The organism is Streptomyces triticirhizae, assembly GCF_003696235.1.
Classification (GTDB): domain Bacteria; phylum Actinomycetota; class Actinomycetes; order Streptomycetales; family Streptomycetaceae; genus Streptomyces; species Streptomyces triticirhizae.
Genome location: NZ_RFFJ01000003.1, coordinates 63,608 through 87,494, shown reverse-complemented (window position 1 = coordinate 87,494; position 23,887 = coordinate 63,608). Strand labels below are relative to the sequence as shown.

The following is a 23,887-nucleotide window of genomic DNA, read 5'->3' as shown; positions in this document are numbered from 1 at the left end:
CCGCCGCTCAGGTCCGGCACGGCCCCCGCGCGACAGGCGCGGCGGATCGCTCAGCCGACCCCGCGCCGGGATGTCAACTCGCCTGCCGCTACGAGGAGATGTCGTTCGTGTGAAGCATCCCGTCGCGACCTTGCGCATCTGCACGCGTAGATCGACAGTTGTGACGTGCTCATGGAAATCACGATTTGACATGGGCACGCTGAAACCGTTCATCGCAGAGTCCCCCTATGCGCCTCACAAGGAGCAGTTGCCTGATGGACAAGACGCGTAAGTCGGCGCGACTTCGGCGCGGCGCCGGACTGGCCACCGCCATCGGCGTGGTCCTCGCCGGAATCGCCCTACCGGCCAGCGCCCAGGCCAGCGACGCCCCCCTCGGGGTCATCGCCAACGCCGGTGCCGAGAACATCGTGCCCGGCAGCTACCTCGTCACGCTCGACAGCGACGAGGTGACCAGCGGCGTCGCCGCGACCGCCGAGGCCCTCGCCGAGTCCCACGGGGCGGAGGTGACCAGCGTCTTCCGACACGCGCTGGACGGCTTCGCCGTCGAGGCCACCGAGGCGGAGGCGCGGGCCCTGGCCGCCGACCCGGCCGTGGCCGAAGTCACCCACAACCAGCGGGTGTTCACCACCGCAACCCAGACCGACCCGCCGTCCTGGGGCCTGGACCGGATCGACCAGCCCTCGCTGCCGCTCGACAACTCCTACACCTACCCGGACCACGGCGGCGAGGGCGTCACCATCTACGTCCTCGACACCGGCATCCGCCACACCCACCAGGACTTCGGCGGCCGGGCGACCTTCGGCTTCGACGCCTACGGCGGGAACGGCAACGACGGCAACGGGCACGGCACCCATGTCGCCGGCACCGCCGGCGGCACCGAGTACGGCGTCGCCAAGAACGCCGACCTCGTCTCCGTCCGGGTCCTCGACAACAACGGCTCGGGCACCATCGAGGCCGTCGTCGGCGGCGTGGACTGGATCACCGCCAACGCCTCCGGCCCCTCCGTGGTCAACGTGAGCCTCGGCGGCGGCGCCAACAGCACCCTGGACACGGCGGTGCGGAACTCGATCAACACGGGCATCACCTACGCGGTCGCCGCCGGCAACAACTACGGCGCCGACGCCTCCCTCAGCTCCCCGGCGCGGGTCGAGGAGGCCATCACGGTGGGGTCGAGCACCAACACCGACTCCATCTCGCCGTTCTCCAACGTGGGTTCGGTGGTCGACATCTTCGCGCCGGGCAGCGCGATCACCTCGGCGTGGAACACGAGCGACACCGCCGAGAACACCATCTCGGGCACCTCGATGGCCACCCCGCACGTGGCGGGCGCCGCCGCGCTCTACCTGGCCGAGAACCCGGACGCGACCCCGGCCGAGGTCGAGGACGCGCTGGTCGGCGCGGGGCTGGGCGACGTGCTCAGCGGCGTCCCCGGTGGCACCGCCAACGTCCTGCTCAACATCAGCGGCGACGGCTCGGGCCCCGGCAACCCGCCGACCGGCGAGCGGTTCGAGAACAGCACCCCCGTGGCCATCGTCGACAACACCTCGGTCACCTCGGAGATCGAGGTGAGCGGCGTCGGCGAGCTGGCCGGCGTCTTCGAGGTCGACCTCGACATCAGCCACACGTGGATCGGCGACCTCACCATCGAGCTGACCAACCCGGAGGGCGCCAGCCAGGTGCTCCGCGACCGCGCCGGCGGCAGCCAGGACGACCTGGTGGCCACCTACCGCATCCCGGGCGCGGGCGTGGCGGCCGACGGCACCTGGACCCTGACGGTGACCGACAACGCCAGCCTCGACCAGGGCACCCTCAACTCCTGGGCGTTGCAGTTCTGATCGCGGTTCCGATCGCGGTTCCGATCGCACGTCTGATCCACGTCTGATCGCACGCCCCCCGGCGTGACCAGCGCGCGGGCCCTCCCCGTTCCCCGGAGCGGGGAGGGCCCGCGCCCGTCACGGCCGGCGCGGCGGGACGCCCCTACGCCTCTTCCCAGACCGTGACGAGGGGCAGGCCGCGCCGGGTGCGCTCGGCGTCCACGCCGCGTTGGATGATCTCGGTCTTGGCCTTGGTGTACAGGAACCCGTCGTCGGTCTCGGCCGCGAGGCGGCGCTTGACGGCCTCGTACTCGGCGGCGACCTCGGGGTGGGCGCGCAGGTGGTCGCGGAACAGGCGCTCGTTGCGGGTGTCCCAGCTGTCGGCCGTGACGATGTGCAGGTGGTGGCTGCGCTCGCCGGCGCGCGCTCCGGCGGTGTGTTCGCGGAAGTAGAACAGCCGGTTGGGCATCCCGACGTCCTCGAACCGGTAGCCGAGCCGCGTCAGCGCGGCCACCCGCTCGGGGGTCACGTCGTCCAGGGTGGTGACCGAGACCATCAGGTCGATGATGGGCTTGGCGGCGAGCCCCGGTACCGAGGTGGAGCCCACGTGCTCGGCCGTCCGGCAGAGGCCGGGCACGGCCTCCGCCAACTCCGCTATGGCGTCGGCCGCTTGGGAGGGCCAGGAAGGATCGTAGTCCGCGATGTAGAGAGGCATCCGGGCATTCTAGGTTTGTCCGGACACGACCTAGGAGACGATGTCCCGGCGGGCGAAGTGGCGGTAGGCCAGGGCCACCAGGACCAGCGCGTAGGTGAGGGAGACCGCGCCGCCGCGCACCATGCCGTTCCACTCCACGTCCCGTTGCAGCGCGTCCAGCCAGGCGTAGAGCCAGTGTGCGGGGATGAGCTGCCGCCAGTCGCCCAGGGCGGTGATGGCGTCCAGGATGGAGCCGACGATGGTCAGCCCGATCGCGCCGCCCACCGCGCCCAGCGGGGCGTCGGTGACCGTGGAGAGCCAGAACGCCAGGGCGGCGGTGACCAGTTGGCCGACGAAGATCGCCGCCAGCGCGATGCCCAGCCGGAGCACGGACTCCCCCGCCGGCAGGGCGCCGCCGGTCGGCAGCCGCAGCTCGCCCCAGCCGTAGGCGGCGGTGCCCACGCCGAGCGCGGCCAGCGGCAGCAGCACCATGGCGAGGGCCGAGAAGCCCAGCGCCACCAGCAACTTGGCGGTCAGCAGCCGCCATCGGGGCACCGGGGCCGCCAGCAGATAGCGCAGCGAGGACCAGCCGGCCTCGGCGGCCACCGTGTCGCCGCAGAACAGCGCGACCGGCACCACCAGCAGGAAGCCGGAGGAGAGATAGAGGCAGACGGCGGCGAAGTTGGGCCCGGAGGCGGTGGCGGCTTCCAGCAGCGGTGACTCGGAGTCGTCGGGGGCGCCGCCCACCGCGAACGCGATCGCCACCAGCGCCGGAAGCGCCGCCAGCAGCAGCCCCACCACCAGGGTCCGGCGGCGGCGCAGCTGGCGGACGGCCTCGACGCGCAGCGGGAGGGTGCGGCGGGGAACGTAGCCGGGGGCGGCGGCGCGTTCGGCCCGCTCCGCTGCCTCGGTGCCGAGGTCGGGAGTCATGTCAGGCACCGCCGATCAGGGTCAGGAAGGCGTCCTCAAGGCGTCGGTGCGGCACCAGGCCGCTCACCGGGATGCCGGCCTCGACCGCGGCCGCGACCAGCCGTTCCGGCCCGATGGCGTCGAGCCGGACCAGCACGCCCGCCTCGGTGCGCGTGGCCGCGCCGACGCCCGGCACCTGGCGGATGGTCTTCAGCCAGGCGTCGGTGGCCGGTTCGGCCGTGGAGACCAGCACCGTGTCGCCGGAGCCGACGATCTCGGCGACCGGGCCCGAGGCGACCAGCCGGCCGCCGTCCATCACCACCAGATGGGTGCAGGTCTGTTCGACCTCGGCCAGCAGATGGCTGGAGACGATCACGGTGCGTCCCTCGGCGGCGTAGCGGATCATCACCTCGCGCATCGCGCGGATCTGGGGCGGGTCGAGCCCGTTGGTCGGCTCGTCCAGGATCAGCAGCTCGGGCAGGCCCAACATCGCCTGGGCGATGGCCAGTCGCTGGCGCATCCCCTGGGAGTAGGTGCGCACGCGGCGCTCCAGCGCGGTGCCCAGGTCGGCGATCTCCAGCGCCTCCTCCAGGTGCGCGTCGGCGGCGGGGCGCCCGGTCGCGCGCCAGTACAGCTCCAGGTTGGCGCGGCCGGTCAGGTGCGGCAGGAACCCGGCTCCCTCGACGAAGGCACCGACCCGGGAGAGCACCGGCGCGCCGGGCCCGACGCGGTGGCCGAAGATCCGGATCTCGCCGGTGTCGGGAGTGATCAGGCCCATCAACATCCGCAGCGTGGTGGTCTTGCCGGCGCCGTTGGGCCCCAACAGGCCGAGCACCTGGCCGCGTTCGACGCGCAGGGACAGGTCCCGCACGGCGTAGCGTTCGCTGTTCCTGGCGTAGCGCTTGGTCAGCCCGGTGATGGTCAGCGGCACCTCGGCCAGCGCCGGGTCGTGGGAGGTGGTGCGCCCCCCGCGCTTTCGGGTGAGGAGCAGCGCGGCCGCCACGGCGAGCGCCGTCAGGGGCAACGCCCACACCCACCAGTCGAGCGCGGCCGGCGCGGTGGCGATGTCGGGGGCGGTGGGCAGCGTGAGGGTCGGGTCGTCGAGGGCGACGGTGTAGCGGGCGATCCCGGCGGGCGAGGCGTAGCCGATGTCGGTGCTGGAGACGACCAGCCGCAGCCGGTGTCCGGCCTCGAACGGGTAGTCGACGGCGGGGAGTTGGAAGGTGATGACGCGCCCGTCGTCGAGGTCGTCGACGCGCAGCGGGGCGACCAGCTGCGCGGGCAACGACTGGCTCTCGCCGTCGGGCGCGACGTCGTAGAGCTTGCCGAAGAGGACGGCGGCCCCGGTGTCGGATGCGACGCGGAGGCGCACGGTCGGCGCGCCGGTGACCCGGAGCGGCTCGGTCAGCGGCAGGGAGTCGAACCGGGCGTACTGGCCGGGGAAGTCGATGGCCGGGGAGACGCCCAGGCCGCCGAGCCCGGTGAGGCCGCCCAGCCCCGGAACGGTGGAGACGGCGGCCGGCGCGCCGCCCGGCGGGTTGACGAACGTCTGGGGCTCGCCGGCCAGTTCGAGGGTCTCCGGCTCGCCGAGGAGGCCGGGGTAGGCGGCGCCCGACGCGCCGGCGAGCAGGGTGTCGCCGTTGGTGGTGTCGAAGCCGGTGATCCGGGTGACGCGGAACGGCGGCCCGGTGCCCACCGACGGGTCGTCCCCGAGGTGGCGGTCGAACCAGTCGACGATCCGCGCGTCGGTGCGTTCGGCCTCCGAGATGCCGCCGTCGTGTCCGGCCCAGAGCCACTCGACGCTGACCTGGGCGCCGTTGGCGCGCAGCGCCTCGGCCATCGCGTCGGCCTGGTCCAGCGGGAAGAGCGAGTCGTGTTGGCCCTGGAGGATCAGCGTGGGCACGTCGATCCGGTCGCCCACGGCCACCGGGCTGTGCTCCCGCAGCACGGCGAGCGCCTCCGGGTCCGGCTCGCCGGCCACGGCGACCCGCTGGTAGAGGGCGCACAACTCCTCGGTGAACCGGCCGCATCCGGGGTCCTCGGCGGTCGCTTCGGGTGGCGCGCCCACGCCGGGGTCGGCCGCTCCGGTGGTGAACAGGATGCCGGCCCACAGCTGTTTGAAGACGCCGTTGGGGAAGAGCGCATCCGACAGGTCCCAGTAGGTGATGGCGGGCGCGATGGCGTCGACGCGCTGGTCGTGGCCGGCGGCCAGCAGGGCGATGGCGCCTCCGTAGGAGGCGCCGGCCAGGCCGACGCGGGGGTCGCCCGGGCCGTCCCGGGTGACCTCGGGGCGTTCGGCGAGCCAGTCGATGAGGCGGGAGACGTCGGCGACCTCGCGGTCGGGGTCGTTGAGGCCGATCCGGCCGGTGGAGGCCCCGAAGCCGCGCGCGGACCAGGTCAGGACGGCATAGCCGTCAGCGGCCAGCCGTTCGGCCTGTTCGCGGGTGTCCTCCTTGCTGCCGCCGAAGCCGTGCCCGAGCAGCACGGCGGGGCGCGGCGCCTCGCCCTCGGCGACGAAGTAGGAGGTGTCGATCTCGACGGTGGTGTCGGAGTCGGGGGACTCCGGCATGGTCAGGACCCGGTCGGTGCGGTGCACGGGCGGCTGGTCGTCGGCGACGGCGAGCCCGACCGTGCCGGCGCCGACCACCAGCGCGAGCGCCGCCAGTCCGGCCCAGGCCCGCCGGGTGGTCTTGGGCCAGCGAATTCTCATGACCGAGCGGCGTCCCTTCGGGCGGTCGTTGATCGCCCCACGCTACCCAATGGTGCCGGCGGCCCTTTCGCGACCGTCCCCGGCGCCGCGTGGGTAACGTCGGTGCGCGGCCGGCGTCTTGTCAAACCCGCCGGGGAATTCCCGCCGGAATGAACGCGGTCGGCGCCGCGCCGACACCGCACCGGCGCCGGGGGCTGACGGCGCGAAACCGACTGGTCAACGCCGGGTGAGTGTGCGGGAGTTCACACCGTCCGCCAACGCGGGCCGGGAATAGACGAGCACCGCTCGGCGTTACCGGGCGCATTCGGAAGGGGCTCGCCCAACCGGGCGCGCGGACGGGCGCCGGGGAACGTACGGAATACCCCAGAACGTCTAAAGCTTTCCCCAATTCGTTTACGTGTAATAAGCACCTTGTCATAGGGTCACGAGCGGAACCACATCATGGGGAGATCGTTTGACCACGCACAGTAGGGAATCCATACCCGATCCGGCGACCCTGCCCGAGATCGTCCGGCCGCCGGCGACCCCGGCGGCCGAAACCGCGCCCGAGGGCGCCCCGCCCGAGGGAACGGCGCCCGCCACGGCTCCGGACATGACGCACCCGGAGATCATGCGGGCGCTCTCCGGGCTCCTGCTCGGAATGTTCGCCGCGATCCTCTCCTCCACCATCGTCACCAACGCGCTGCCGCGCATCATCGCCGACCTCGGCGGCGGGCAGTCCGCCTTCACCTGGGTCGTCACCGCCACCCTGCTGGCGATGACCGCCTCGATGCCGCTGTGGGGCAAGCTCGCCGACCTCTTCGACAAGAAGCTGTTGATCCAGGCCGCGTTGACCATCTATGTGATCGGCTCGATGATCGCCGGCCTCTCCCAGAACCCGGCCATGCTGATCACCGTGCGGGTGTTCCAGGGCCTGGGCGTCGGCGGCCTGATCGGGCTCTCGCAGATCATCCTGGCCGCCATGATCCCGCCCCGGCAGCGTGGCCGGTACAGCGGCTATCTGGGCGCGACCTTCGCCGCCGCCACCGTGAGCGGGCCGCTCATCGGCGGCGTGATCACCGACACCTCCTGGCTCGGCTGGCGCTGGTGCTTCTACATCGGCGTCCCGTTCGCCGTCGCCGCGCTGGTGGTGCTCCACCGCACGCTCAAGCTGCCCCGGGCGCGCCGCTACGGGGTGCGCATCGACTGGGCGGGCGCCGTGCTGGTCAGCGCCTCGGTCTCGCTGCTGCTGATCTGGGTGACCCTCGCCGGCGACTCCTACGACTGGATGTCCTGGCAGACCCTCGCGATGGTGGGCGGCTCGCTGCTGCTGGCCGTGCTCTTCGTCGTCGTGGAGACCAGGGCAGCGGAACCGATCATTCCGCTGCGGCTCTTCCGCGACCGCACCATCGCGCTCACCTCGGCCACCTCGCTGCTGGTCGGCGTGGCCATGCTCGCCGGCACGGTCTTCTTCGCGCAGTACTTCCAGCTGGCGCGCGGCGAGAGCGCCACGATGTCCGGGGTGATGACCATCCCGATGATCGTCGGCATGACGCTCTCCTCGACCGTCTCGGGCCGGTTGATCACCCGCACCGGCCGCTGGAAGTCCTGGCTGCTGGCCGGCGGGGTGCTGCTGACGGCCGGCTGCGCGCTGCTGGGCACCGTGCGCTACGACACCCCGTACTGGGAGGTCGCCGCCGCCATGCTGCTGCTCGGCCTGGGCGTCGGGATGACCATGCAGAACCTGGTGCTGGCGGCGCAGAACGTGGTCGGACCCCAGGATCTGGGAGCGGCCAGCTCGATGGTGGCGTTCTTCCGGACCTTCGGCGGCGCGATCGGCGTGGCGGTGCTGGGCGCGCTGCTGGCCAACCGGGTCGCCGAGTACTCCCGTTCGGGCCTGGCCGAGCTGGGCGTGGTGCCGGCGGGGGGCGGCGGCCAGATCCCGGACATGAGCACGCTGCCGGGGCCGGTGCGGACGGTGATCGCCAGCGCCTACGGGCACGGCATCGCCGACGTCTTCCTGGTGGCCGCGCCCATCGCCCTGGGCTCGCTGCTGCTGACCGTCTTCATCCGCGAGGTCGCGCTGCGGACGCACACCGGTACCGGTCGCTGACCGCGCGTCCCCTCGACGCGGCGAACCCCCGTCGCTCCGCCCCGGGTTCGGGGTGGGCGGCGGGGGTTCGCGCGTGTCGCCCGCTCGGGCGGCTGCGGTCAGGCCGCCTTGATCGCGGCGGCGAAGCGGACCACGCGCTCGGCCTGCACCCGGGCGGCGTTGACCGTCACGTCGTCGACGGGGTTGGCGCCCTGGGCGTCCACGTGGGAGGTGCCGTAGGGGTTGCCGTCGGCGAACTTGGCGGGGTCGGTGTAGCCGGGGGCGACCAGCACGCCGCCGAAGTGGTGCACCGAGTTGTAGAGCGCCAGCAGCGTGGACTCCTGACCGCCGTGCTGGGTGCTGGTGCCGACGAAGCCGCTGTAGACCTTGTCCGCCAGCCTGCCCGACGCCCACAGGCCGCCGAGCTGGTCGAGGAACTGCTTGAGCTGCGCGGCCACGTTGCCGAACCGGGTCGGGGTGCCGAGGATCACGGCGTCCGCCCACTCGATGTCCTCGGGGGTGGCCACCGGCACGTCGGCGCTGGCCGCCGCGTGCGCCGCCCAGGCCTCGTTGGACGCTATGGCCTCGGCCGGGGCCAGCTCGGCCACCTTCAGCACCCGCACCTCGGCGCCGGCCTTGGTCGCCGCCTCACCCAGCTCCGAGGCGATCCGCGCGACGGTGCCGGTGGAGGAGTAGTAGACGACGGCGAGCTTGACGGGAGAACTCATGAAGCGGACCTCCGGAGGGGGTTGGTCAACGGATAACGGTTAGTTGAACCGTAAACGACCGAGGGATCTTCCCCTCCCCGGTTGAGACCCACATCACATCCGGGCCGGCACGGCGGGACCGCGAGCACGGCGGGACCGCGAGCACGGCGGGACCGCACATGAGAACGACCCCCACGCCATGGCTTGGGGGTCGGTGGGTCAGGGGCGTGGGGGTGGGGGTGGGGGTGGGGGTCGAGTGGACTGGCGGTCAAGCACGGGGGACGGTTCGACGGCTCGGGGCGGAACGCTCAGGCGAAGAGGAAGTCGGCCTCACCGCGCTTGGCGCCACGGATGAAGGTCTCGATCTCGTGCATGGTGTAGATCAACGCCGGGCCGTCGGGATCGGTCGACTGACGGATCGCCACCCGGCCGTCGGCCAGCTTGAGCGCCTCGACGCAGTTGCCGCCGTTGGTGCCGCTCCACGGCTTGCGCCACCCCTCGCTGCCCAGTTCCCTGGCCGGCATCCCGTTGTAGATGTGCTTGATCATGCGGTCAGCTCCTTGCGAATCTCACCGAGGAGAGCCTCGGTGTCCTGCGCTGACGCCGCTTGCGTACCCATGCGGTCCAGAACCTCCAGATAGGCCACGGTGTCGGGCCGCTCGTCGAGGTAGGTCGCGCCGGTCAGACTTTCGGCGTAGATGATGTCGGGCAGCTCCGGGATCTCGAATCGGAAGAGCTGGAACGGCCCGAACATGCCGGGATGGGGTCCGGCGCTGAACGGCATGATCTGGAGGGTGACGTTGGGCAACTGCGTCGCCTCGATCAGCCGGTCGATCTGCTGGAGCATCTCCGCGGCCGTGCCGACCCGACGCCTCAGCACATGCTCCTCGACCACGGCCCACAGCAGCGGGGCGCGGGGCCGCGTGAGCAGCTCCTGACGTTCCATCCGCAGCGCTACCCGGCGCTCGATCTCCTCGTCGGAGGCGCCGGGAAACCCGGTGCGCAGCAGGGCGCGCGCATAGGCCGGGGTCTGCAACAGACCCGGCACGCAGTGTGGTTCGTAGGCCCGGATGAGGCTGGCCTCGCCCTCCAGGCTCACATAGAGGCTGAACCAGTCCGGCAGCACGTCGCGGAACCGGTGCCACCAGCCGGGGCGGTTGGCCTCGTCCACCAGCCGGAGAAAGGATTCAGCCTCCTCGGCGCCGACGCCGTACCGCTCCAACAGCGCCTTCACGTACAGGGGTTTGAGGCCGACCTCGGCCTTCTCCATCCGCCGCACGGTCGTGGTGTTGACGCTCAGCGCGGCGGCGGCGTCGGCGAAGGAACACCCGGCTGACTCGCGCAACTCCTTCAGCCGCAACCCCAGGACGATCTGTCCCACGGTGGGCCCCGACCGCGCCTCTGCCACCTTGGTTCCCCTTGCCGCTTCGTCTCGTTGGTCCCGCGCCTATGTCATCTCGCCTACGCTGCATAGAAGTTTGCCACACCGGGTAGCGACATCCACAGAGATCTCTTCGCTTTCTGCGAATTGCAGAACTCCTCTTGCGCAGAGCCCTCAGGAGAACGCATAGTTAACGCGTGACCCGGCTCACGACGGCTCCAGTTCCCCGGAAGGCGACCTCACCCGTGGCTCCTACTCACGGCGTGCCGCCGTCCCCCCTGCCAGCTCCGGCGATGCGGCCCGCCCAACCGCCGGGCGAGAGCTTCGCGTTGCCCGCCAGGGACACCTCCGTCGCCGCGGCTCGCCGACGGGTGCGGCACCAACTGTACGGCTGGGGCCTGCCGAGCACCACCTGTGACAACGCCCAGCTCATCGTCTCGGAGCTGGTCACCAACGCCATCCTGCACACGCAGAGTAGTCAGGTCAGATGTCTGCTGTGGTCCAGCGGCCAGGTGCTGCGGATCGAGGTCGCCGACGAGGGGGCCGGGCCCTCGCTCGGGCCGCCGCGCGCCGCCGACGCGGACGCGGAGAACGGCAGGGGGCTGCTGCTGCTCGACGCGCTCGCCGCCCGCTGGGGCGTGATCTCCCCGGACCACTGGTCGGGTTGCACCGTGTGGGCCGAACTGTCCGCCGCCTGCGACCGCGTGCCGCAGCCCCGGTGGAGGAACGGGAACGGCCCCGGGGCCGCCTGACCGGTCCGCTCCGTCCTCGACCCGTGCCGCGCCCCGGGCATCGCCGGCGGCGCGCTCTTTGCTAGCCTTCCGGGGCGCCGGCCTTCCCGGCCGCACTTCCCGCGTCGCACGCTCGTCGCCCGTCGCCTCAAGGGAGTTCCGTGGCCGTCATCCCGCCGATCCCGGCCGAGCCTCCCCGGATACCGGCTCCCGCCCCTCCCCCCTGGCAGCGCTGGGCCCTGTGGGGCGGCGCCGGCCTGCTGGCCACCGTGCTGCTCTATGTGCTGGCCGGGATGCTCTGGGGCGGGCGGATAGCCGCCGGCACCACCGTGTTGGGCGTCGACATCGGCGGCCTCTCCGACGAGGCGGCCAGGGAGCGGCTCAACGCCGAGCTGAGCGAGGACCGGCTGGCCCCGGTCCTGGTGATGATCGGCGAGGACGACGAGAACGTGTACGAGGTGGACCCGGAGGAGGCCGGGCTGCTGCTCGACGTCTCGGCGACCGTCGAACAGGCCGACCGGCCCGGGCTGTTGGGCCGCCTCTTCGGCGTCGGCGGCGGCGCGCTCGACCCCGTGGTGGTGCAGCACGAGCAGCGCAGCGAGGCGGCGCTCACCGGCGTCGCCGAGCACGCCGACGCGGCCGTGACCGAGGGCGCGGTGGACTTCGAGGACGGCCGGGTGCGGGTCACCGAGCCGTCGGCCGGCACCGCGCTGGACGTGGAGCGCTCCGTCGAGATGCTGCGCGCCGCCTATCTCAACGAGGAGGCGCAGCCCGTGCGGCTGCCCGTCTCGCTGGCCGAGCCGCTCACCGACGAGGACGAGGTGGCGCGCGCGGTCGAGGAGTTCGCCGAGCCGGCGATGTCGGGCCCGGTCACGCTGGTGAGCGAGGACGGCTCGGCGCGGGTGTCCCTGAGCCCCGAGGTGTTGGGCGACCATCTCGCGATGGAACCCGACGAGGAGGGACGGCTGGAGCCCCGGCTGGACGCCGAGGGGCTGGTCGAGGACGAGCGGGTGGTGCCGCTGTTCGAGGACGCCTCGGTGGAGCCGACCGACGCGACGCTGAGCCTCGACGGCGGCTCCGTGGTCGCCTCCGGCGGCGCCGAAGGCAGCCGGGTCGCCGTCGACGAGGTGGGGGACGCGGTGCTGCCGCTGCTCGACCGTGGCGGCGAGCGGGCGCGCACGGGCCTGCTGCCCATGGAGACCGTGGAGCCGGCCCTCAGCGAGGAGAACTACCGCGACCTGGGGCTGGTGGAGGAGATCTCCAGCTTCACCGTGGAGTTCGAGCCCGCTCCCTACCGCATCACCAACATCGGCCGCGCGGCCCAGCTGATCAACGGCTCGCTGGTGCTGCCCGACGAGGTGTGGAGCTTCAACGAGACGGTCGGGGAGCGCACCGAGGAGAACGGCTTCGTCGAGGGCGTGATCATCCTCGACGACCAGTACCAGACGGCGCAGGGCGGCGGCGTCTCGGCGGTGGCCACCACGGTCTTCAACGCGATGTTCTTCGCCGGCGTGGAGATCGTCGAGTACGGGGCGCACTCGTTCTACATCGAGCGCTACCCGGAGGGCCGGGAGGCCACGGTGGCCTGGGGCAGCCTCGACCTGCGGTTCCGCAACGACTCGGGGAACGCGATCTACGTCCTGGCCTCGGCCGACAACGACTCGGTGACCGTGACCTTCGTGGGCACCAAGCGGTTCGACGAGGTCCGTTCCGAGACGGGGCCCCGGGAGAACATCGAGGAGCCGGAGCGCCGCGAGGGCGAGGGCGAGGACTGCGTTCCGCAGCCGCCGCTGGAGGGCTTCGACGTCACGGTGGAGCGGATCTTCGTGCGGGACGGCGCCGAGGTGGACCGGGAGACCTACGAGACCAACTACGTGCCCAGGGACGAGATCGTCTGCCCGGACGAGGAGTGAGCCCGCCCGCCCCGCCGACCGTGCCCGGTCGGCGGGGCGGCTCGCGGGCTTTCTGCCAGGGCTCGCCGCGTTCAGACGGTGAGGGCCTCCCGCACGCGGTCCCTGGCGGCCTCGCCGCCCTCGCCGGTGGAGGTGATCCGGCCGGCCTCCAGCACGTGGTAGCGCTGGGCGGCGCGCAGCGCGAAGTCGATGTGCTGCTCGACCAGCAGCACCGACAGGCCGCCCCGGCCGGCCAACTCCAGGATGGTGCGCTGGATCTCGGCCACCACCGAGGGCTGGATGCCCTCGGTCGGCTCGTCGAGGAGCAGCAGGCGGGGTCGGGTGATCAGCGCCCGGGCGATGGCCAGCTGCTGCCGCTGGCCGCCGGAGAGCAACCCGGCGCGGCGGCCGGCCAGTTCGCGCAGCGCGGGGAAGAGGTCGAGCGCCTCGTCCAGCGCGTGGGCGCCGTCCCTGCCCCGCCCGTCGGCGACCAGCCGCAGGTTCTCCAGGGCGGTCAGCTGCGGGAAGCTCTGCTGCCCCTGCGGAACGTAGGCGAGCCCGGCCCGCACCTTACGGTGCGCGGGCAGGCGGGTGACGTCCCGCCCGTCCAGCCGCACGCGGCCGCCGCTCGGGCGGATCAGCCCGAGGACGGCGCGCAGCAACGTGGACTTGGCGGCGCCGTTGTGTCCCAGCACGCAGACGACGCCGTCCTCGGGCACGGTGAGGCTCACCCCGTGCAGCACGTCGCTGCGGCCGTAGCCGGCGACGAGTTCGGTGATCTCCAGCATCAGGGCTCCTCCCCCACGTGCGCGGCGGCCGTGGGTCGTTCGGGCGCGTGGCCGAGATAGACCTCCTGCACCCGGGGGTCGGCGCGCACCTCGGCGGGACTGCCCTCACTGAGCACCCGCCCGGCGTGCAGCACGGTGACGCTGCTGGCGAAGGCGCGCATGAACTCCATGTCGTGCTCGATCACCACGACCGTGCGCTCGGACGCCACGGTGCGCAACAACGCGCCGGTGGCATCCCGTTCCTCGTGGCTCATGCCGGCCACCGGCTCGTCCAGCAGCAGGAGTTCGACGTTCTGAACCAGCAGCATCCCGATCTCCAGCCACTGCTTCTGGCCGTGGGAGAGGGTGCCGGCCAGCCGGTGGGCGTGCGGCGCGAGGCCGACGGTGGTCAGCGCCTCGTCCACCTCGGGCGGCACCGAACGGCGCTGCCGCAGCAGGGTGAGGGGGCGGCGGCCGGCGCCGGCGGCGATGTCGAGGTTCTGGACGACGGTGAGGTTCTCGAAGACGGTCGCGGTCTGGAAGGTGCGGCCGATGCCCAGCCGCGCGATCCGGTGCACCGGCCGGCCCAGCAGCTCCCGGCCGCCGAACCGCACCGATCCGGTGGCCCTGGCCAGGCCGGTGACGGCGTCGACGAGGGTCGTCTTGCCCGCGCCGTTGGGGCCGATGAGGAACCTGAGGTCGCCGGGGCCGACCCGCAGGTCCACGCCGTCCACCGCGGTGAACCCGTCGAAGGAGACGCGCAGTTCGGAGATCGTCAGGCCGTGCAGGGCCTCCTCGGTCATGTGCTCGCTCCCAGGGGGGTCGGGCGGCGGCGGGTGAGCAGCTGCCGCAGGGAGATCAGGCCGCCGGGCAGGAAGGCCACGACCACGATGAACAGGCCGGCCTGGAAGTAGGTCCAGGCGGCGGGGAACTCCTCGGAGAGCGTGGTCTGGGCCCAGGCGACGGCGATGGCGCCCAGCGCCGCCCCGACCAGGCTGGCCCGGCCGCCGATGGCGGCGCCGATCAGGAACTGGATGGACGGCACGATGCCGATCAGCGCCGGCGAGATGATCCCGACCGCCGGCACGAACAGCGCCCCGGCCAGCCCGGCCATGCCGGCCGAGACCACATAGGCGACCAGCTTGACCAGCGCCGGGTCGTAGCCGAGGAAGCGGACCCGCTCCTCCGAGTCCCGGACGGCTACCAGCAGTTCGCCGTAGCGGCTGAGGAAGAGCTGGCGGGTGAGGAGCATCAGCGCCAGCAGGGTGCCGGCGATGACGAAGTAGACGGTCCTGCGGTTGATCGGGTCGTTGAGGGCGAAGCCGAAGAAGCCCTGGAAGTTGGTCAGCCCGTTGGTGCCTCCGGTGGTGGCCTGCTGGCCGATGAGCAGGATGGCGAAGGCGGCGGCCAGGGCCTGGCTGAGGATCGCGAAGTAGGCGCCGCGCACCCGCCGGCGGAAGACCAGGAAGCCGATCACGGCGGCCACCGCCATCGGCACCAGGAAGACGGCGGCGATCGCGACGACCGGCGAGCGGAACGGCTCCCACCACCAGGGGAGTTGGTCGGTCGATCCGTAGAGCAGCATGAAGTCGGGCAGCTGTCCCGGGCCGGCGTCGGCGAGCTTGAGGTGCATGGCCATGGCGTAGCCGCCGAGGCCGAAGAAGAGCCCCTGGCCCAGGGTCAGCATCCCGCCGCGGCCCCAGGCCAGCGAGATGCCGACGGCGACCATGGCGAAGCAGAGGTAGCGGGCGAGCTGTTCGAGCCGGAAGTCGGACAGCACGGCGGGCGCCACGGCGAACAGCAGCACGGCGGCCGCCGCGTAGCCGCCGGCCAGCCGCCAGCGCGCGCCCCGCGCCCCGCTCCCGTTCCCGGTCGTGGTCTCGTCGCCGGTCCCGTTGCCGGTCCCGGTCTCGGTCTGGTGGTCGGTCATGCCAGGCTCCGGGTGCGCAGGGTGTAGATGCCTTGGGGACGCCACTGGAGGAAGGCCACGATGGCGACCAGCACGGTGACCCGGGCGACGCTGACCGTCGTCGAGTACTCCATCACGGCCTGCAACACGCCCAGCGCGAACGCCGCGATCACCGCGCCCCGCAGCTGGCCGATGCCGCCGACCACGATCACCAGGAAGGCGTCGATGATGATGTTGGTGCCCATCGTGGGTCCGATCGGGCCCACCAGCGTCAGCGCGACGCCGGCGAGCCCCGCCAGGCCCGAGCCGATGAAGAAGGTGATCCGGTCGACCCGGCCGGTGGCGATCCCCGATGCCTCGGCGAGGTCGCGGTGCTGCACCACCGCCCTGATCCGCCGGCCCAGGGAGGTGCGGCGCAGGGTCAGGGTGAGCGCGACCACCGCCGCGATCGCCAGGCCCAGGATGAACAGCCGGCTGTGCGCCAGGGTCAACGAGTGCTCCCCGTCGACCAGGGTGATCCGGCCGCTCAGCCAACTCGGCGCCTGGGCGTTCACGTTGGGCGCGCCGAAGATGTCCCGGGCCAGCTGCTGGAGCATCAGCGAGACACCCCAGGTGACCAGCAGGGTGTCCAACGGGCGGGCGTAGAGGCGGCGGATCAGCAGCCACTCCAGGAGCACGCCCATGGCGCCGGCGACCAGGAAGGCCAGGGGAAGGGAGATCAGCAGCGAGGTGCCGGCGGAGTCGATCGACTTCTGGACGACGTAGACGGTGTAGGCGCCGGCCATGATGAACTCGCCGTGCGCCATGTTGATCACGCCCATCTGACCGAAGGTCAGGGACAGGCCCAGGGCGATCAGCAGCAGCACGGCGCCGATGCTGATGCCCGTGAACGACTGGCTGAGGATGACGGTCATGGGTCAGGACAGGCCCTCGGCCCAGTCGTAGTCCCTCAGGTAGGGGTCGGGCCTGATGGGCTCCTCGCTGCTCCACACCTCGGTGATCAGGCCGTCCGCGCCGATCCGGCCGATGCGCGCGGTCTTGTGGATGTGCTGGGTCTCGCCGTCCACGGTGACGGTGCCCTCGGGGGCCTCGAACGTGATCCCGTCGGCCGCCGCGCGGACGTCCTCCACCTCGAAGGAGCCGGCCTCCTCGACCATCGCGGCCCACAGGTAGACCGAGGTGTAGGCGGCCTCCATCGGGTCGGATGTGGGGCGGTCGGCGCCGTAGCGCTCCTGGAAGGCGGCGACGAACTCCTCGTTGGCCTCGCCCTCGGTGGTCTGGTAGTAGTTCCAGGAGGTCAGCTGGCCCTCCAGGTTCTCGGCGCCGATGCTCTTGACCTCCTCCTCGGCGATCGAGACCGACAGCACGGGCATCGTCTCGGCGGTGAGGCCGGTGGCCGCGTACTCGGAGAAGAACGAGACGTTGCTGTCCCCGTTGAGCGTGTTGAACACGGCGTCGGCGCCGGCCTGTTCGACCTTGTTGGCGATGGTAGAGAACTCGGTGGAGCCCAGCGGGGCGTAGTCCTCGCCGACGATCTCGATGCCGTGTTCCTCGGCGTAGGCGCGGATGATCCGGTTGGCGGTACGCGGGAAGACGTAGTCGCTGCCGACCAGGTACAGCGACTCGACGCCCTCCTCGACCAGGTAGTCGAGGGCGGGAACGATCTGCTGGTTGGTGGTGGCCCCGGTGTAGAAGATGTTGGGCGACTGCTCCAGGCCCTCGTACTGCACGGGGTAGAACAGCAGCGAGCCGTTCTGCTCGAAGACGGGCAGCACCGCCTTGCGGCTGGCGGAGGTCCAGCAGCCGAACACGGCCGCCACCTGGTCCTGTTGGATGAGCTTCTCGGACTTCTCGGCGAAGGTGGGCCAGTCCGAGGCGCCGTCCTCGCTGATCGGCTCGATCTGCTTGCCCAACACGCCGCCGTCGGCGTTGATCTCCTCGATGGCGAGCATCAGCGCGTCGCGGACCGTCACCTCGCTGATGGCCATGGTGCCGGAGAGCGAGTTCAGCAGGCCGACCTTGATGGTGTCGCCGGAGGTGTCGACGGTGGCGGCGGCGTTGGCGCTCTCCTCGCCGGTCTTGGCGCCACAGGCGGTCAGGGCGAGGGCGGTGGCCGAGGCGACCGCGATCGCGGCGAGTCGGCGTACCCGGGCTATGGGGAGCATCTCTCGTCCTCCTTGTCCCCGGACGGACCGGGGATACTGGTCCCCGGCGGCTGCGGGTGCGGCCGGGGGTGCGAGGGGAACGCCGGGCCACGCCGCCCGACGAGGGCACGCCACAGCTTCAAATCGCCTTATTACCCGGGAATTTCACGGTGGTTAATACTTCCGTTCGGAAGTATCACGGCGTCTCAGGCCCAGTCGTCCAGGTCAGCGGTGACGGCGAAGTCCATGCCGTCCGCCTCGGCGAGGTAGATGCGCTGCCGCACATGCCGGCCGCGCAGCCGCAGTTCGCCCCGGGCGCCCTGGTAACTCACCTCGGGCGCCGTGGACTCGATGGCCGGCACCGCCACCGAGCCGGCCCGACCGACCAACGCCGCCAGCAGCAGCACGCCCTCGTAGCAGGACTCGCCCAGGGCGCTGGGCGCCGGCGCGTCCACGCCGAACCGGGCGGTGTAACGCCCCTGGAAGTCAAGGGTGTCGGCGGTGGCCAGGGCGGCGAAGAAGCCGCCGGTCGCGCTGAGGCCCCGGGTGGCGTCGGGGCCGCTGGCGGCGAGCATGTTCTCGTCCATCAGGGTGCTCAGCCGCAGGGCGCGCCGGTCCAGACCCAACGCGGCGAAGGCCCGGTTGAACCGCACGGCGTCGCTGCCGACCAGCAGCATCAACACCGCGTCGGCCTCGCTGCGCTCGATCCGGCGCAGCGTGGGGGCGAAGTCCTCGGTGCCCAGCGGGAGATAGTCCTCGCCGACGATCCGGCCGGCCTCCTCGCGGGCGTAGCGGCGGGCGGCGAGGGCCGTGCGGCGGGGCCAGACGTAGTCGTTGCCGACGACGTACCAGCGGCGCACCCGCCGCTCGGCGGCCAGCAGGCGCATGGCGGGGCGGAGTTGTCCGTCGGGGGTCTCGCTGGTGAGGAAGACACCGGCCGAGTCCTCGCCGCCCTCGTAGAGGGCCGTATACACATAGGGCACCCGGTGGGCGACCCTGGGGGCGACCGCCTGACGGACCGAGGAGATGTGCCAGCCCGTCACGCCCTCCACGATGCCGGCGCTGACCAGCGCCTCGACCTCGGCGGCCACGCGGTGCGGCGGGGCGCCGCCGTCCACCGGCACCAGGCGGAGGGCGCGGCCGAGCACGCCGCCGTCGGCGTTGACCTCGTCGGCGGCGAGCTGGGCGCACAACTCGCAGGCGGGGCCGAAGATTCCGGCGGGGCCGCGCCGGGGCACCACCAGGGCGACGCCGAGTGAGTCGGCGTCGGGCGCGAGCCAGTCCCCGAGGGCCATCCGCCCATGATGGCCCCTGTGCGGCCGGGCCGGGCGGCGCGGCCGCACAGCGAGATGCGGGCCGGGGAGCGGGGCGCTGCGGGAGCGTGGGCGCTGGGGCGGGGCGCGGGAGGGGCGACCGGCGGGGGCGGGGCCTCCGCGTCGAACGACCATGCCCGCCGGCGTTTGTACCATGGAGACCCGTCGTCCGAAGGAGTGAGATGCCCCCAACTGCCGCGTCCCACCCGGACGATGTGGCCGCCCTGCTGTCGCGCGCCGAGCGGCTCGCGGCCCGCAGGCTGCGGACCGCCCTGGAGGAGACGGGGTGTTCGGTGGAGTCCTGGCGGGTGCTGTCGCTGCTCTCCGAGAGCCCGGGCCAGGGCATGACGGCCATCGCCGACCGGACCCAGCTTCCGCCTCCGACCCTGACCCGGCTGGTGGACCAACTCGTGGACGATGGCCTGGTACACCGCAGGGTCGATCCCCTCGACCGGCGGCGGGTGGTGGCGGGGCTCACCCCGCGCGGTCGTGAGGCCCATCTGCGGCTGGCGGAACGGGTGCGCGCGGTCTGGTCCGCCCTCCCGGCCGACGAGGACGACCCGCTGCTGGTGGCGCTGCTCGACCGGCTGATAGCCCGCCTTGAGGTCCCGGTCGCGCTGCCCGCCCCGGCGATCAACGGCCGCTGAACCACGGGGCCGCCGGCCCGGTCACCCGACCGCCTCGGCGGCCGCCCGCCGCAACGCGTCGGCGGTCCGCTCATCCAGCGGGTAGAACAACTCGATCGCCAACTCCGACAACGTCACATCGGCCGGCGCGCCGAACGTCGCCATCGTGCCGAAGAGCGCCAACTCCCCCAGCGGCGACCGCACCCGCAACGGAACCTGGATCGGCACGGCCGACGGCAGGAACGCCCCGTCCTCCCGGTGCCCCTCCGGCCGGGGATAGGAACGCACCTCCTCAAGGAGCGCGCGGAGCCGAGGGTCACCCGTGCCGTCGACCTGGCGCCCCAGGTACCCCAGGAAGTGGCCCCTGGCCTCGGCCAGGTTCACCAGTCGGGCGGCCAAACCCTCGGGGTGCAGCACCAGGCGGAAGACGTTCGGCGTGGGCTCGTGGAGCCGGGGCGGGACGTCGGCCAGGAGCGAGCGCATCGCCCGGTTGGCGACCCGAACGTTCCAGTAGCGGTCGAGGACAACGGCCGGATACGGCTCGTGCGCGGCCAACATCTGGTCCAACGCGGCGCGGATCTGGGTCAGCTCCTGGTCCTCCCACTCGCTCTCCCGGTAGGCGGGCGCGTAGTCGGCCGCCAGGAGCAGGGAGTTGCGCTCACGGAGGGGAACGTCGAGCGCGTCCGCCAGCCGCAGCACCATCTCCCGACTGGGCCGCGCCTTCCCCGTCTCGACACAGGACAGGTGCCGCGTCGAGGTCTCGGCGAGTAGCGACAACTCCAGCTGGCTCAGCCTTCTCCGCCGCCGCCACTCCCGCAACAGCGCCCCGACCCGCGATCCCCGCGCCCCATCCATGCCCGCAGCGTAACCCGAAGCACCGGCCCCCGATCGGACGTGACCGCGCCATGACGATCACGGCCACCACTCCCCCGACCTCAACTCCCCGGTGAGCGCCTGGCCTGGGTGTTCTGTCTCGGGAGGTTGGTGACGCCCGGTGCGTAGGTTGCTCGCCTGGGTGCGGGACGTGATCCGGTCGGCCGGTCGGGGCCGACCGTATGTCGCGGTAGCGCGTCCCCGCTCACGGACGTCCTCAGCGGGTCGACCGGTAGCGGGAGCAGCTGTGCCGCACGGTCACCCCGCTCAGCGCGTCGGCTCCGCTGACGGACTCCGTCTCAAGGAGCGTCACCTGGCCCAGGCCGGGCAGCCTCGCGAGGGGCGTCAGGTCCACGCCGGCTCCCCCGGCCAGGCCGAGGCGCTCCAGGCGGGGAGCGGCGTCGGCCAGCCGGGACAGATCCAGCCCCGGTGGCAGCGAGTGGAAGCCGAGTTGGCGGATGTTCGTCAGGACCACGCCGGACTCCAACAGGTTCTCCCCCAACTCACCCCAGCAGTAGAGGGTCTCCAGACGCTCCACGGCGCTCAGCGCTCGCCAGTCCTCCGGCCGCAGCCTGCGCAGGCCGCTCGCGAAGGCCACGGTCCGCAGCCGTGGCCACTCCCGCACGGGAGTCAGGCTCCCGAAGTTCTCCACACAGGTCAGCCAGGTGACGGGGACCCGCCGCGGCAACCTGGACAGCGGCGCGTAGGCCCAGACCACAAGCGTCTCCGGATCGTCGAGATCCTGAAGACCGCGCAACGGCTGCTCCTCCGACATCTCCAGCTCGATGGCCCGCAGGCCCAGGCCCTTCAGGAACGACACGTCCCGGACTCGCACGCCCCGCCCGAGTCTCAGCTCCCGGAGGGCACTCAACCGCCCGAGCACGGCGAGATCGACGGGGTCGGTGACACTCAACCGCACGCAACGATCCGCCACCCCAGCGGATACCAGCTGCTCGGGGGCGAAGCCATGGGTCGTGTAAGGAGTGCGGGTGCGGGCGAGGTGGGGAAGCTCCTCGGCACGGGTGACGAGCACCGGTTCGCCAGGGCGCAGTCGGGGCAGGACGGTCTCGGCGTAGGACCCGGGCTCGAAGTTGGTCCAGCAGAGCGCGAGGCGTCGCTCCACCTCCCCGTCACCGCACCCGCAGAACTCGACCAGGCGGTTCAGGGCGACGTCGCCACCGACGAGGCGCATGGTCTCGAAGACGGCCAGCCGCTCCTCGTCCGAGGTCAACTCCGCCGGCCCCGGCAGCAGTTCCAGCACCACCGAGCCGGTCTGGGCCAGCGCGACCGCCTCGTTCCAGGTGCGGGGCGGCAGCAGCTCGGTCAGCCGGGCGGTGACCAGCTCCCGCACCTCGGGGGCGAGTTGGGTGGCGTGTTCCAGGCAGGCGGCCGCCAGCAGGTGGAGCCGCAGGCGGTGACGCTTGACCTGGTCGCCGCGCCTGACCAGGAGTCTCAGCAGCCGGGCGCGCTCCTCGGGGCGTCCGTGGGCGACGGCCATGCGGACGACGTCCTCCCACTGGTCGCGGTGCGCGTTCTTCACCAGCAGCGGAAGGTCCCTGGCCTCGACCGCCTCGCGCGCCGCGAGGTAGTCCTGGAAGGTGCGGTGGACGAAGTCCACCAGTCCCTCGGCGGGTTCGCGCAACAGGCCGGAGCGTTCCAGCAGATGACGGTAGACGTCCTCGGCCGAGCCCTGCTGCCTCACCTGCGGCATCGAGGGCAGCGCGCCGTCGATGACGGCGACGGCGTCGGGTCGGTCCATCTCGGAGTCGCCGTTGCGGATCAGCCAGTAGGCGAGCTTCTGGAGCAGCTGGGTCGCCGAGGCGGCGTCCAGGGTGATGCTGTGGGTGACCTGGCGCTGGCGGTCCCTCCGCTCCAGGAGCATCCGCAGCGCCGCTTCATAGAGCGCCTCGCGCCCTCTCGGGAGGTAGCCGTGGCTGGCGTGGTGCAGCGCGCACATCACGGCGCACATCAGCGGGTTGGTGGCCAGCCTGGCCAGATCCTGGCGGCCTCGCACCGCGCGGAGCAGCGCGTGCGCCTCCGCCTCCTCGCCCCGCGCCGCGCGATGCCAGCGGTGGATCAGGGCGCCGACGTCAGCCGGGCTCAGGGGCGCCAGCGCGAGTTCGACGAACCGCTCGCGGGCCAGCCAGTCCTCGGCCACGGCGGCCGGTCGGCCGGTGACCAGCCACACGTTGCCTGGGAACTCCCGCAGCATCTCCCGCAGCCAGGCCCGCGTGGCCGGGCGCCGTTCCTCGGGGATCTCGTCGATGCCGTCCACCAGCAGCAGGGCCCGGCCCGCCGCCAGCACCCGCTCCGCCCATCCGGCCGGCGGAGTGTGGGGGCAGTTGACCGCCGAGAGGAAGTCGCCGGGGCCCGGCAGTTCGCGGTCGCCCCGCGCGAGGGTGCGCAACGGGAGGACGAAGGGAACGCGACCCAGCAGGTGGTTGAGCCCGGGGGGCACCGTGTCGGCGGCGGTGGTGACGGCCAGCCATTGCACCAGCGTGGTCTTGCCGGAGCCGGCGCCCCCGCGCAGCAGCACCCGGTCGAGCCCGGCGAGCGCGCGCTCCGCGCGTTCGACCACGGGCATCTCGTGCCCTGGTTCACGACGGGTGGCCTCCAGCGACAGATAGGCGTCATCCAACGGCCATTCGTCGTCCCTGTCGAGGCCGAAGATGGTCAGCGTGCCATGCCGTCCGGCCACATAGCGCCGGTAGCGATCCTCGAAGCCGCCGTCCTCCGTCGAACGTGGCGGCAGGCGCTCGATCAGCAGGTCCAGGGTGGCGATCAACCGCTCGTTCTGGCGGGTCTGTTCGACCAGGGTGCGGGCGACAAAGGTCGAGCGTTTGCTGAAGAAGTCCACGATGTGCAGGCAGGCCAGTCGGACCAGGGCGCGGTAGAACGCCTCGCCGGCGGCGGACAGTTCGCGCGAGCGGTCGGGCAGGGTCTCCGCGAGTCGATCCGCCCCGAGTCTGACCGCCTGCGCGTCGTCCATGTCGAGCCGGCCCAGGCCGTGCAGGGTCTCGGCGAGGGCCGTCTCCAGCGCCGGGCGCTCCTCGGCCAGGGCGGCGCCCTCGGTGCCCAGCGCCTTGAGGCCGCGATCGACCAACTCGCGGGCGAGCTTGGCCATTTCGCGTTCGCCGAGGGTGCGCTTCTCGCCTCGGAAGGACACCAGCTCGTCGATCCGCACCGGCTTGTCGACCAGGCCGGCCCCCGGTCCCGGGTTCTTGAACAGCCGCCGCACCAGCGGCGCGACCACCCCCGAGCCGAGGCGCACCCCCACGCTCGCCACGTCCATCGTCGTCCCTCCCACCGAGGAGAATACGGTCCGTCACCTGGGCGCGGAGGCGTT

At 72.2% G+C, this 23,887-nt stretch carries 19 protein-coding genes; 5 read left to right on the top strand and 14 right to left on the bottom strand.

Annotated elements, in window-relative coordinates; genetic code table 11:
- The first annotated feature begins 254 nt into the window (after positions 1-254).
- Positions 255-1,835 carry a S8 family peptidase gene (locus EBN88_RS01445; protein WP_122181925.1) on the top strand — a complete coding sequence of 527 codons (1,581 nt, stop codon included), beginning with the start codon at positions 255-257 and terminating at the stop codon, positions 1,833-1,835.
- A gap of 142 nt (positions 1,836-1,977) precedes the next feature.
- Here EBN88_RS01445 and EBN88_RS01440 read toward each other — a convergent pair whose 3' ends face one another.
- Genes EBN88_RS01440 through EBN88_RS01430 form a run of 3 tightly spaced genes read right to left on the bottom strand, consistent with a single transcriptional unit; the run spans position 1,978 to position 6,127 of the window.
- A complete protein-coding gene (locus tag EBN88_RS01440) occupies positions 1,978-2,529 on the bottom strand; it encodes a GrpB family protein (protein WP_122181924.1) in 552 nt (183 codons plus the stop codon).
- A 30-nt stretch (positions 2,530-2,559) separates the two neighbouring features.
- Positions 2,560-3,438, bottom strand: a complete 879-nt coding sequence (locus EBN88_RS01435; RefSeq protein WP_122181923.1) for an ABC transporter permease — start codon at positions 3,436-3,438, stop codon at positions 2,560-2,562.
- A gap of 1 nt (position 3,439) precedes the next feature.
- Positions 3,440-6,127 (bottom strand): alpha/beta fold hydrolase, encoded by a 2,688-nt coding sequence (locus EBN88_RS01430; protein WP_122181922.1) that lies wholly within the window; start codon positions 6,125-6,127, stop codon positions 3,440-3,442.
- Between the two features lie 592 nt (positions 6,128-6,719).
- On the opposite strand from EBN88_RS01430, the gene EBN88_RS01425 reads away from it, so the two are divergent.
- Positions 6,720-8,219 carry an MDR family MFS transporter gene (locus tag EBN88_RS01425; RefSeq protein WP_122181921.1) on the top strand — a complete coding sequence of 500 codons (1,500 nt, stop codon included), beginning with the start codon at positions 6,720-6,722 and terminating at the stop codon, positions 8,217-8,219.
- A gap of 98 nt (positions 8,220-8,317) precedes the next feature.
- Here the strand turns inward: EBN88_RS01425 and wrbA are convergent, their stop codons facing one another.
- The 3 genes from wrbA to EBN88_RS01410 all read right to left on the bottom strand — a co-directional run bounded on the left by wrbA (position 8,318) and on the right by EBN88_RS01410 (position 10,313).
- Positions 8,318-8,926: an NAD(P)H:quinone oxidoreductase gene (wrbA, locus tag EBN88_RS01420; RefSeq protein ID WP_122181920.1), complete on the bottom strand. Its 609-nt coding sequence runs from the start codon at positions 8,924-8,926 to the stop codon at positions 8,318-8,320.
- A 287-nt stretch (positions 8,927-9,213) separates the two neighbouring features.
- Positions 9,214-9,453, bottom strand: coding sequence for a DUF397 domain-containing protein (locus tag EBN88_RS01415; protein ID WP_122181919.1), 240 nt, complete (start codon positions 9,451-9,453; stop codon positions 9,214-9,216).
- Positions 9,450-10,313: a helix-turn-helix domain-containing protein gene (locus EBN88_RS01410; protein ID WP_122181918.1), complete on the bottom strand. Its 864-nt coding sequence runs from the start codon at positions 10,311-10,313 to the stop codon at positions 9,450-9,452. The genes EBN88_RS01415 and EBN88_RS01410 overlap by 4 nt, the downstream gene beginning before the upstream one ends.
- A gap of 266 nt (positions 10,314-10,579) precedes the next feature.
- On the opposite strand from EBN88_RS01410, the gene EBN88_RS01405 reads away from it, so the two are divergent.
- Positions 10,580-11,038, top strand: a complete 459-nt coding sequence (locus EBN88_RS01405; protein ID WP_122181917.1) for an ATP-binding protein — start codon at positions 10,580-10,582, stop codon at positions 11,036-11,038.
- Between the two features lie 140 nt (positions 11,039-11,178).
- Positions 11,179-12,930 carry a VanW family protein gene (locus EBN88_RS01400; RefSeq protein ID WP_325052709.1) on the top strand — a complete coding sequence of 584 codons (1,752 nt, stop codon included), beginning with the start codon at positions 11,179-11,181 and terminating at the stop codon, positions 12,928-12,930.
- A 71-nt stretch (positions 12,931-13,001) separates the two neighbouring features.
- Here EBN88_RS01400 and urtE read toward each other — a convergent pair whose 3' ends face one another.
- The 6 genes from urtE to EBN88_RS01370 form a co-directional block, all read right to left on the bottom strand.
- Complete coding sequence (gene urtE / locus EBN88_RS01395; protein WP_122181916.1) at positions 13,002-13,697, bottom strand: urea ABC transporter ATP-binding subunit UrtE; 696 nt, start codon at positions 13,695-13,697, stop codon at positions 13,002-13,004.
- Entirely contained in the window at positions 13,697-14,479 is a 783-nt protein-coding gene (gene urtD, locus EBN88_RS01390; RefSeq protein WP_122181915.1) for an urea ABC transporter ATP-binding protein UrtD, read from the bottom strand. The genes urtE and urtD overlap by 1 nt, the downstream gene beginning before the upstream one ends.
- Positions 14,476-15,606, bottom strand: a complete 1,131-nt coding sequence (gene urtC, locus EBN88_RS01385) for an urea ABC transporter permease subunit UrtC (protein ID WP_122181914.1) — start codon at positions 15,604-15,606, stop codon at positions 14,476-14,478. The genes urtD and urtC overlap by 4 nt, the downstream gene beginning before the upstream one ends.
- Positions 15,603-16,499 (bottom strand): urea ABC transporter permease subunit UrtB, encoded by an 897-nt coding sequence (gene urtB, locus EBN88_RS01380; RefSeq protein ID WP_122181913.1) that lies wholly within the window; start codon positions 16,497-16,499, stop codon positions 15,603-15,605. The genes urtC and urtB overlap by 4 nt, the downstream gene beginning before the upstream one ends.
- 3 nt (positions 16,500-16,502) lie before the next feature.
- A complete protein-coding gene (gene urtA, locus EBN88_RS01375) occupies positions 16,503-17,750 on the bottom strand; it encodes an urea ABC transporter substrate-binding protein (protein WP_122181912.1) in 1,248 nt (415 codons plus the stop codon).
- A 185-nt stretch (positions 17,751-17,935) separates the two neighbouring features.
- A complete protein-coding gene (locus EBN88_RS01370; protein ID WP_122181911.1) occupies positions 17,936-19,024 on the bottom strand; it encodes a substrate-binding domain-containing protein in 1,089 nt (362 codons plus the stop codon).
- 200 nt (positions 19,025-19,224) lie between these two features.
- On the opposite strand from EBN88_RS01370, the gene EBN88_RS01365 reads away from it, so the two are divergent.
- A complete protein-coding gene (locus EBN88_RS01365) occupies positions 19,225-19,689 on the top strand; it encodes a MarR family winged helix-turn-helix transcriptional regulator (RefSeq protein WP_122181910.1) in 465 nt (154 codons plus the stop codon).
- A 21-nt stretch (positions 19,690-19,710) separates the two neighbouring features.
- On the opposite strand, the gene EBN88_RS01360 is transcribed toward EBN88_RS01365, so the two are convergent.
- Entirely contained in the window at positions 19,711-20,523 is an 813-nt protein-coding gene (locus EBN88_RS01360; RefSeq protein ID WP_122181909.1) for a helix-turn-helix domain-containing protein, read from the bottom strand.
- 235 nt (positions 20,524-20,758) lie between these two features.
- Positions 20,759-23,833 carry an NACHT domain-containing protein gene (locus EBN88_RS01355; RefSeq protein ID WP_122181908.1) on the bottom strand — a complete coding sequence of 1,025 codons (3,075 nt, stop codon included), beginning with the start codon at positions 23,831-23,833 and terminating at the stop codon, positions 20,759-20,761.
- Between the last annotated feature and the right edge of the window lie 54 nt (positions 23,834-23,887).

Excerpts from the sequence above, each read along its gene's own strand:
- EBN88_RS01360 (WP_122181909.1), bottom strand. The coding sequence starts at position 20,523 with ATGGATGGGGCGCGGGGATCGCGGGTCGGGGCGCTGTTGCGGGAGTGG.
- urtA (WP_122181912.1), bottom strand. The coding sequence starts at position 17,750 with ATGCTCCCCATAGCCCGGGTACGCCGACTCGCCGCGATCGCGGTCGCC.
- EBN88_RS01405 (WP_122181917.1), top strand. The coding sequence starts at position 10,580 with ATGCGGCCCGCCCAACCGCCGGGCGAGAGCTTCGCGTTGCCCGCCAGG.
- wrbA (WP_122181920.1), bottom strand. The coding sequence starts at position 8,926 with ATGAGTTCTCCCGTCAAGCTCGCCGTCGTCTACTACTCCTCCACCGGC.
- EBN88_RS01365 (WP_122181910.1), top strand. The coding sequence starts at position 19,225 with ATGCCCCCAACTGCCGCGTCCCACCCGGACGATGTGGCCGCCCTGCTG.
- EBN88_RS01440 (WP_122181924.1), bottom strand. The coding sequence starts at position 2,529 with ATGCCTCTCTACATCGCGGACTACGATCCTTCCTGGCCCTCCCAAGCG.
- urtD (WP_122181915.1), bottom strand. The coding sequence starts at position 14,479 with ATGACCGAGGAGGCCCTGCACGGCCTGACGATCTCCGAACTGCGCGTC.
- urtC (WP_122181914.1), bottom strand. The coding sequence starts at position 15,606 with ATGACCGACCACCAGACCGAGACCGGGACCGGCAACGGGACCGGCGAC.
- urtB (WP_122181913.1), bottom strand. The coding sequence starts at position 16,499 with ATGACCGTCATCCTCAGCCAGTCGTTCACGGGCATCAGCATCGGCGCC.
- EBN88_RS01425 (WP_122181921.1), top strand. The coding sequence starts at position 6,720 with ATGACGCACCCGGAGATCATGCGGGCGCTCTCCGGGCTCCTGCTCGGA.
- EBN88_RS01445 (WP_122181925.1), top strand. The coding sequence starts at position 255 with ATGGACAAGACGCGTAAGTCGGCGCGACTTCGGCGCGGCGCCGGACTG.
- EBN88_RS01435 (WP_122181923.1), bottom strand. The coding sequence starts at position 3,438 with ATGACTCCCGACCTCGGCACCGAGGCAGCGGAGCGGGCCGAACGCGCC.
- urtE (WP_122181916.1), bottom strand. The coding sequence starts at position 13,697 with ATGCTGGAGATCACCGAACTCGTCGCCGGCTACGGCCGCAGCGACGTG.
- EBN88_RS01355 (WP_122181908.1), bottom strand. The coding sequence starts at position 23,833 with ATGGACGTGGCGAGCGTGGGGGTGCGCCTCGGCTCGGGGGTGGTCGCG.
- EBN88_RS01370 (WP_122181911.1), bottom strand. The coding sequence starts at position 19,024 with ATGGCCCTCGGGGACTGGCTCGCGCCCGACGCCGACTCACTCGGCGTC.
- EBN88_RS01415 (WP_122181919.1), bottom strand. The coding sequence starts at position 9,453 with ATGATCAAGCACATCTACAACGGGATGCCGGCCAGGGAACTGGGCAGC.
- EBN88_RS01430 (WP_122181922.1), bottom strand. The coding sequence starts at position 6,127 with ATGAGAATTCGCTGGCCCAAGACCACCCGGCGGGCCTGGGCCGGACTG.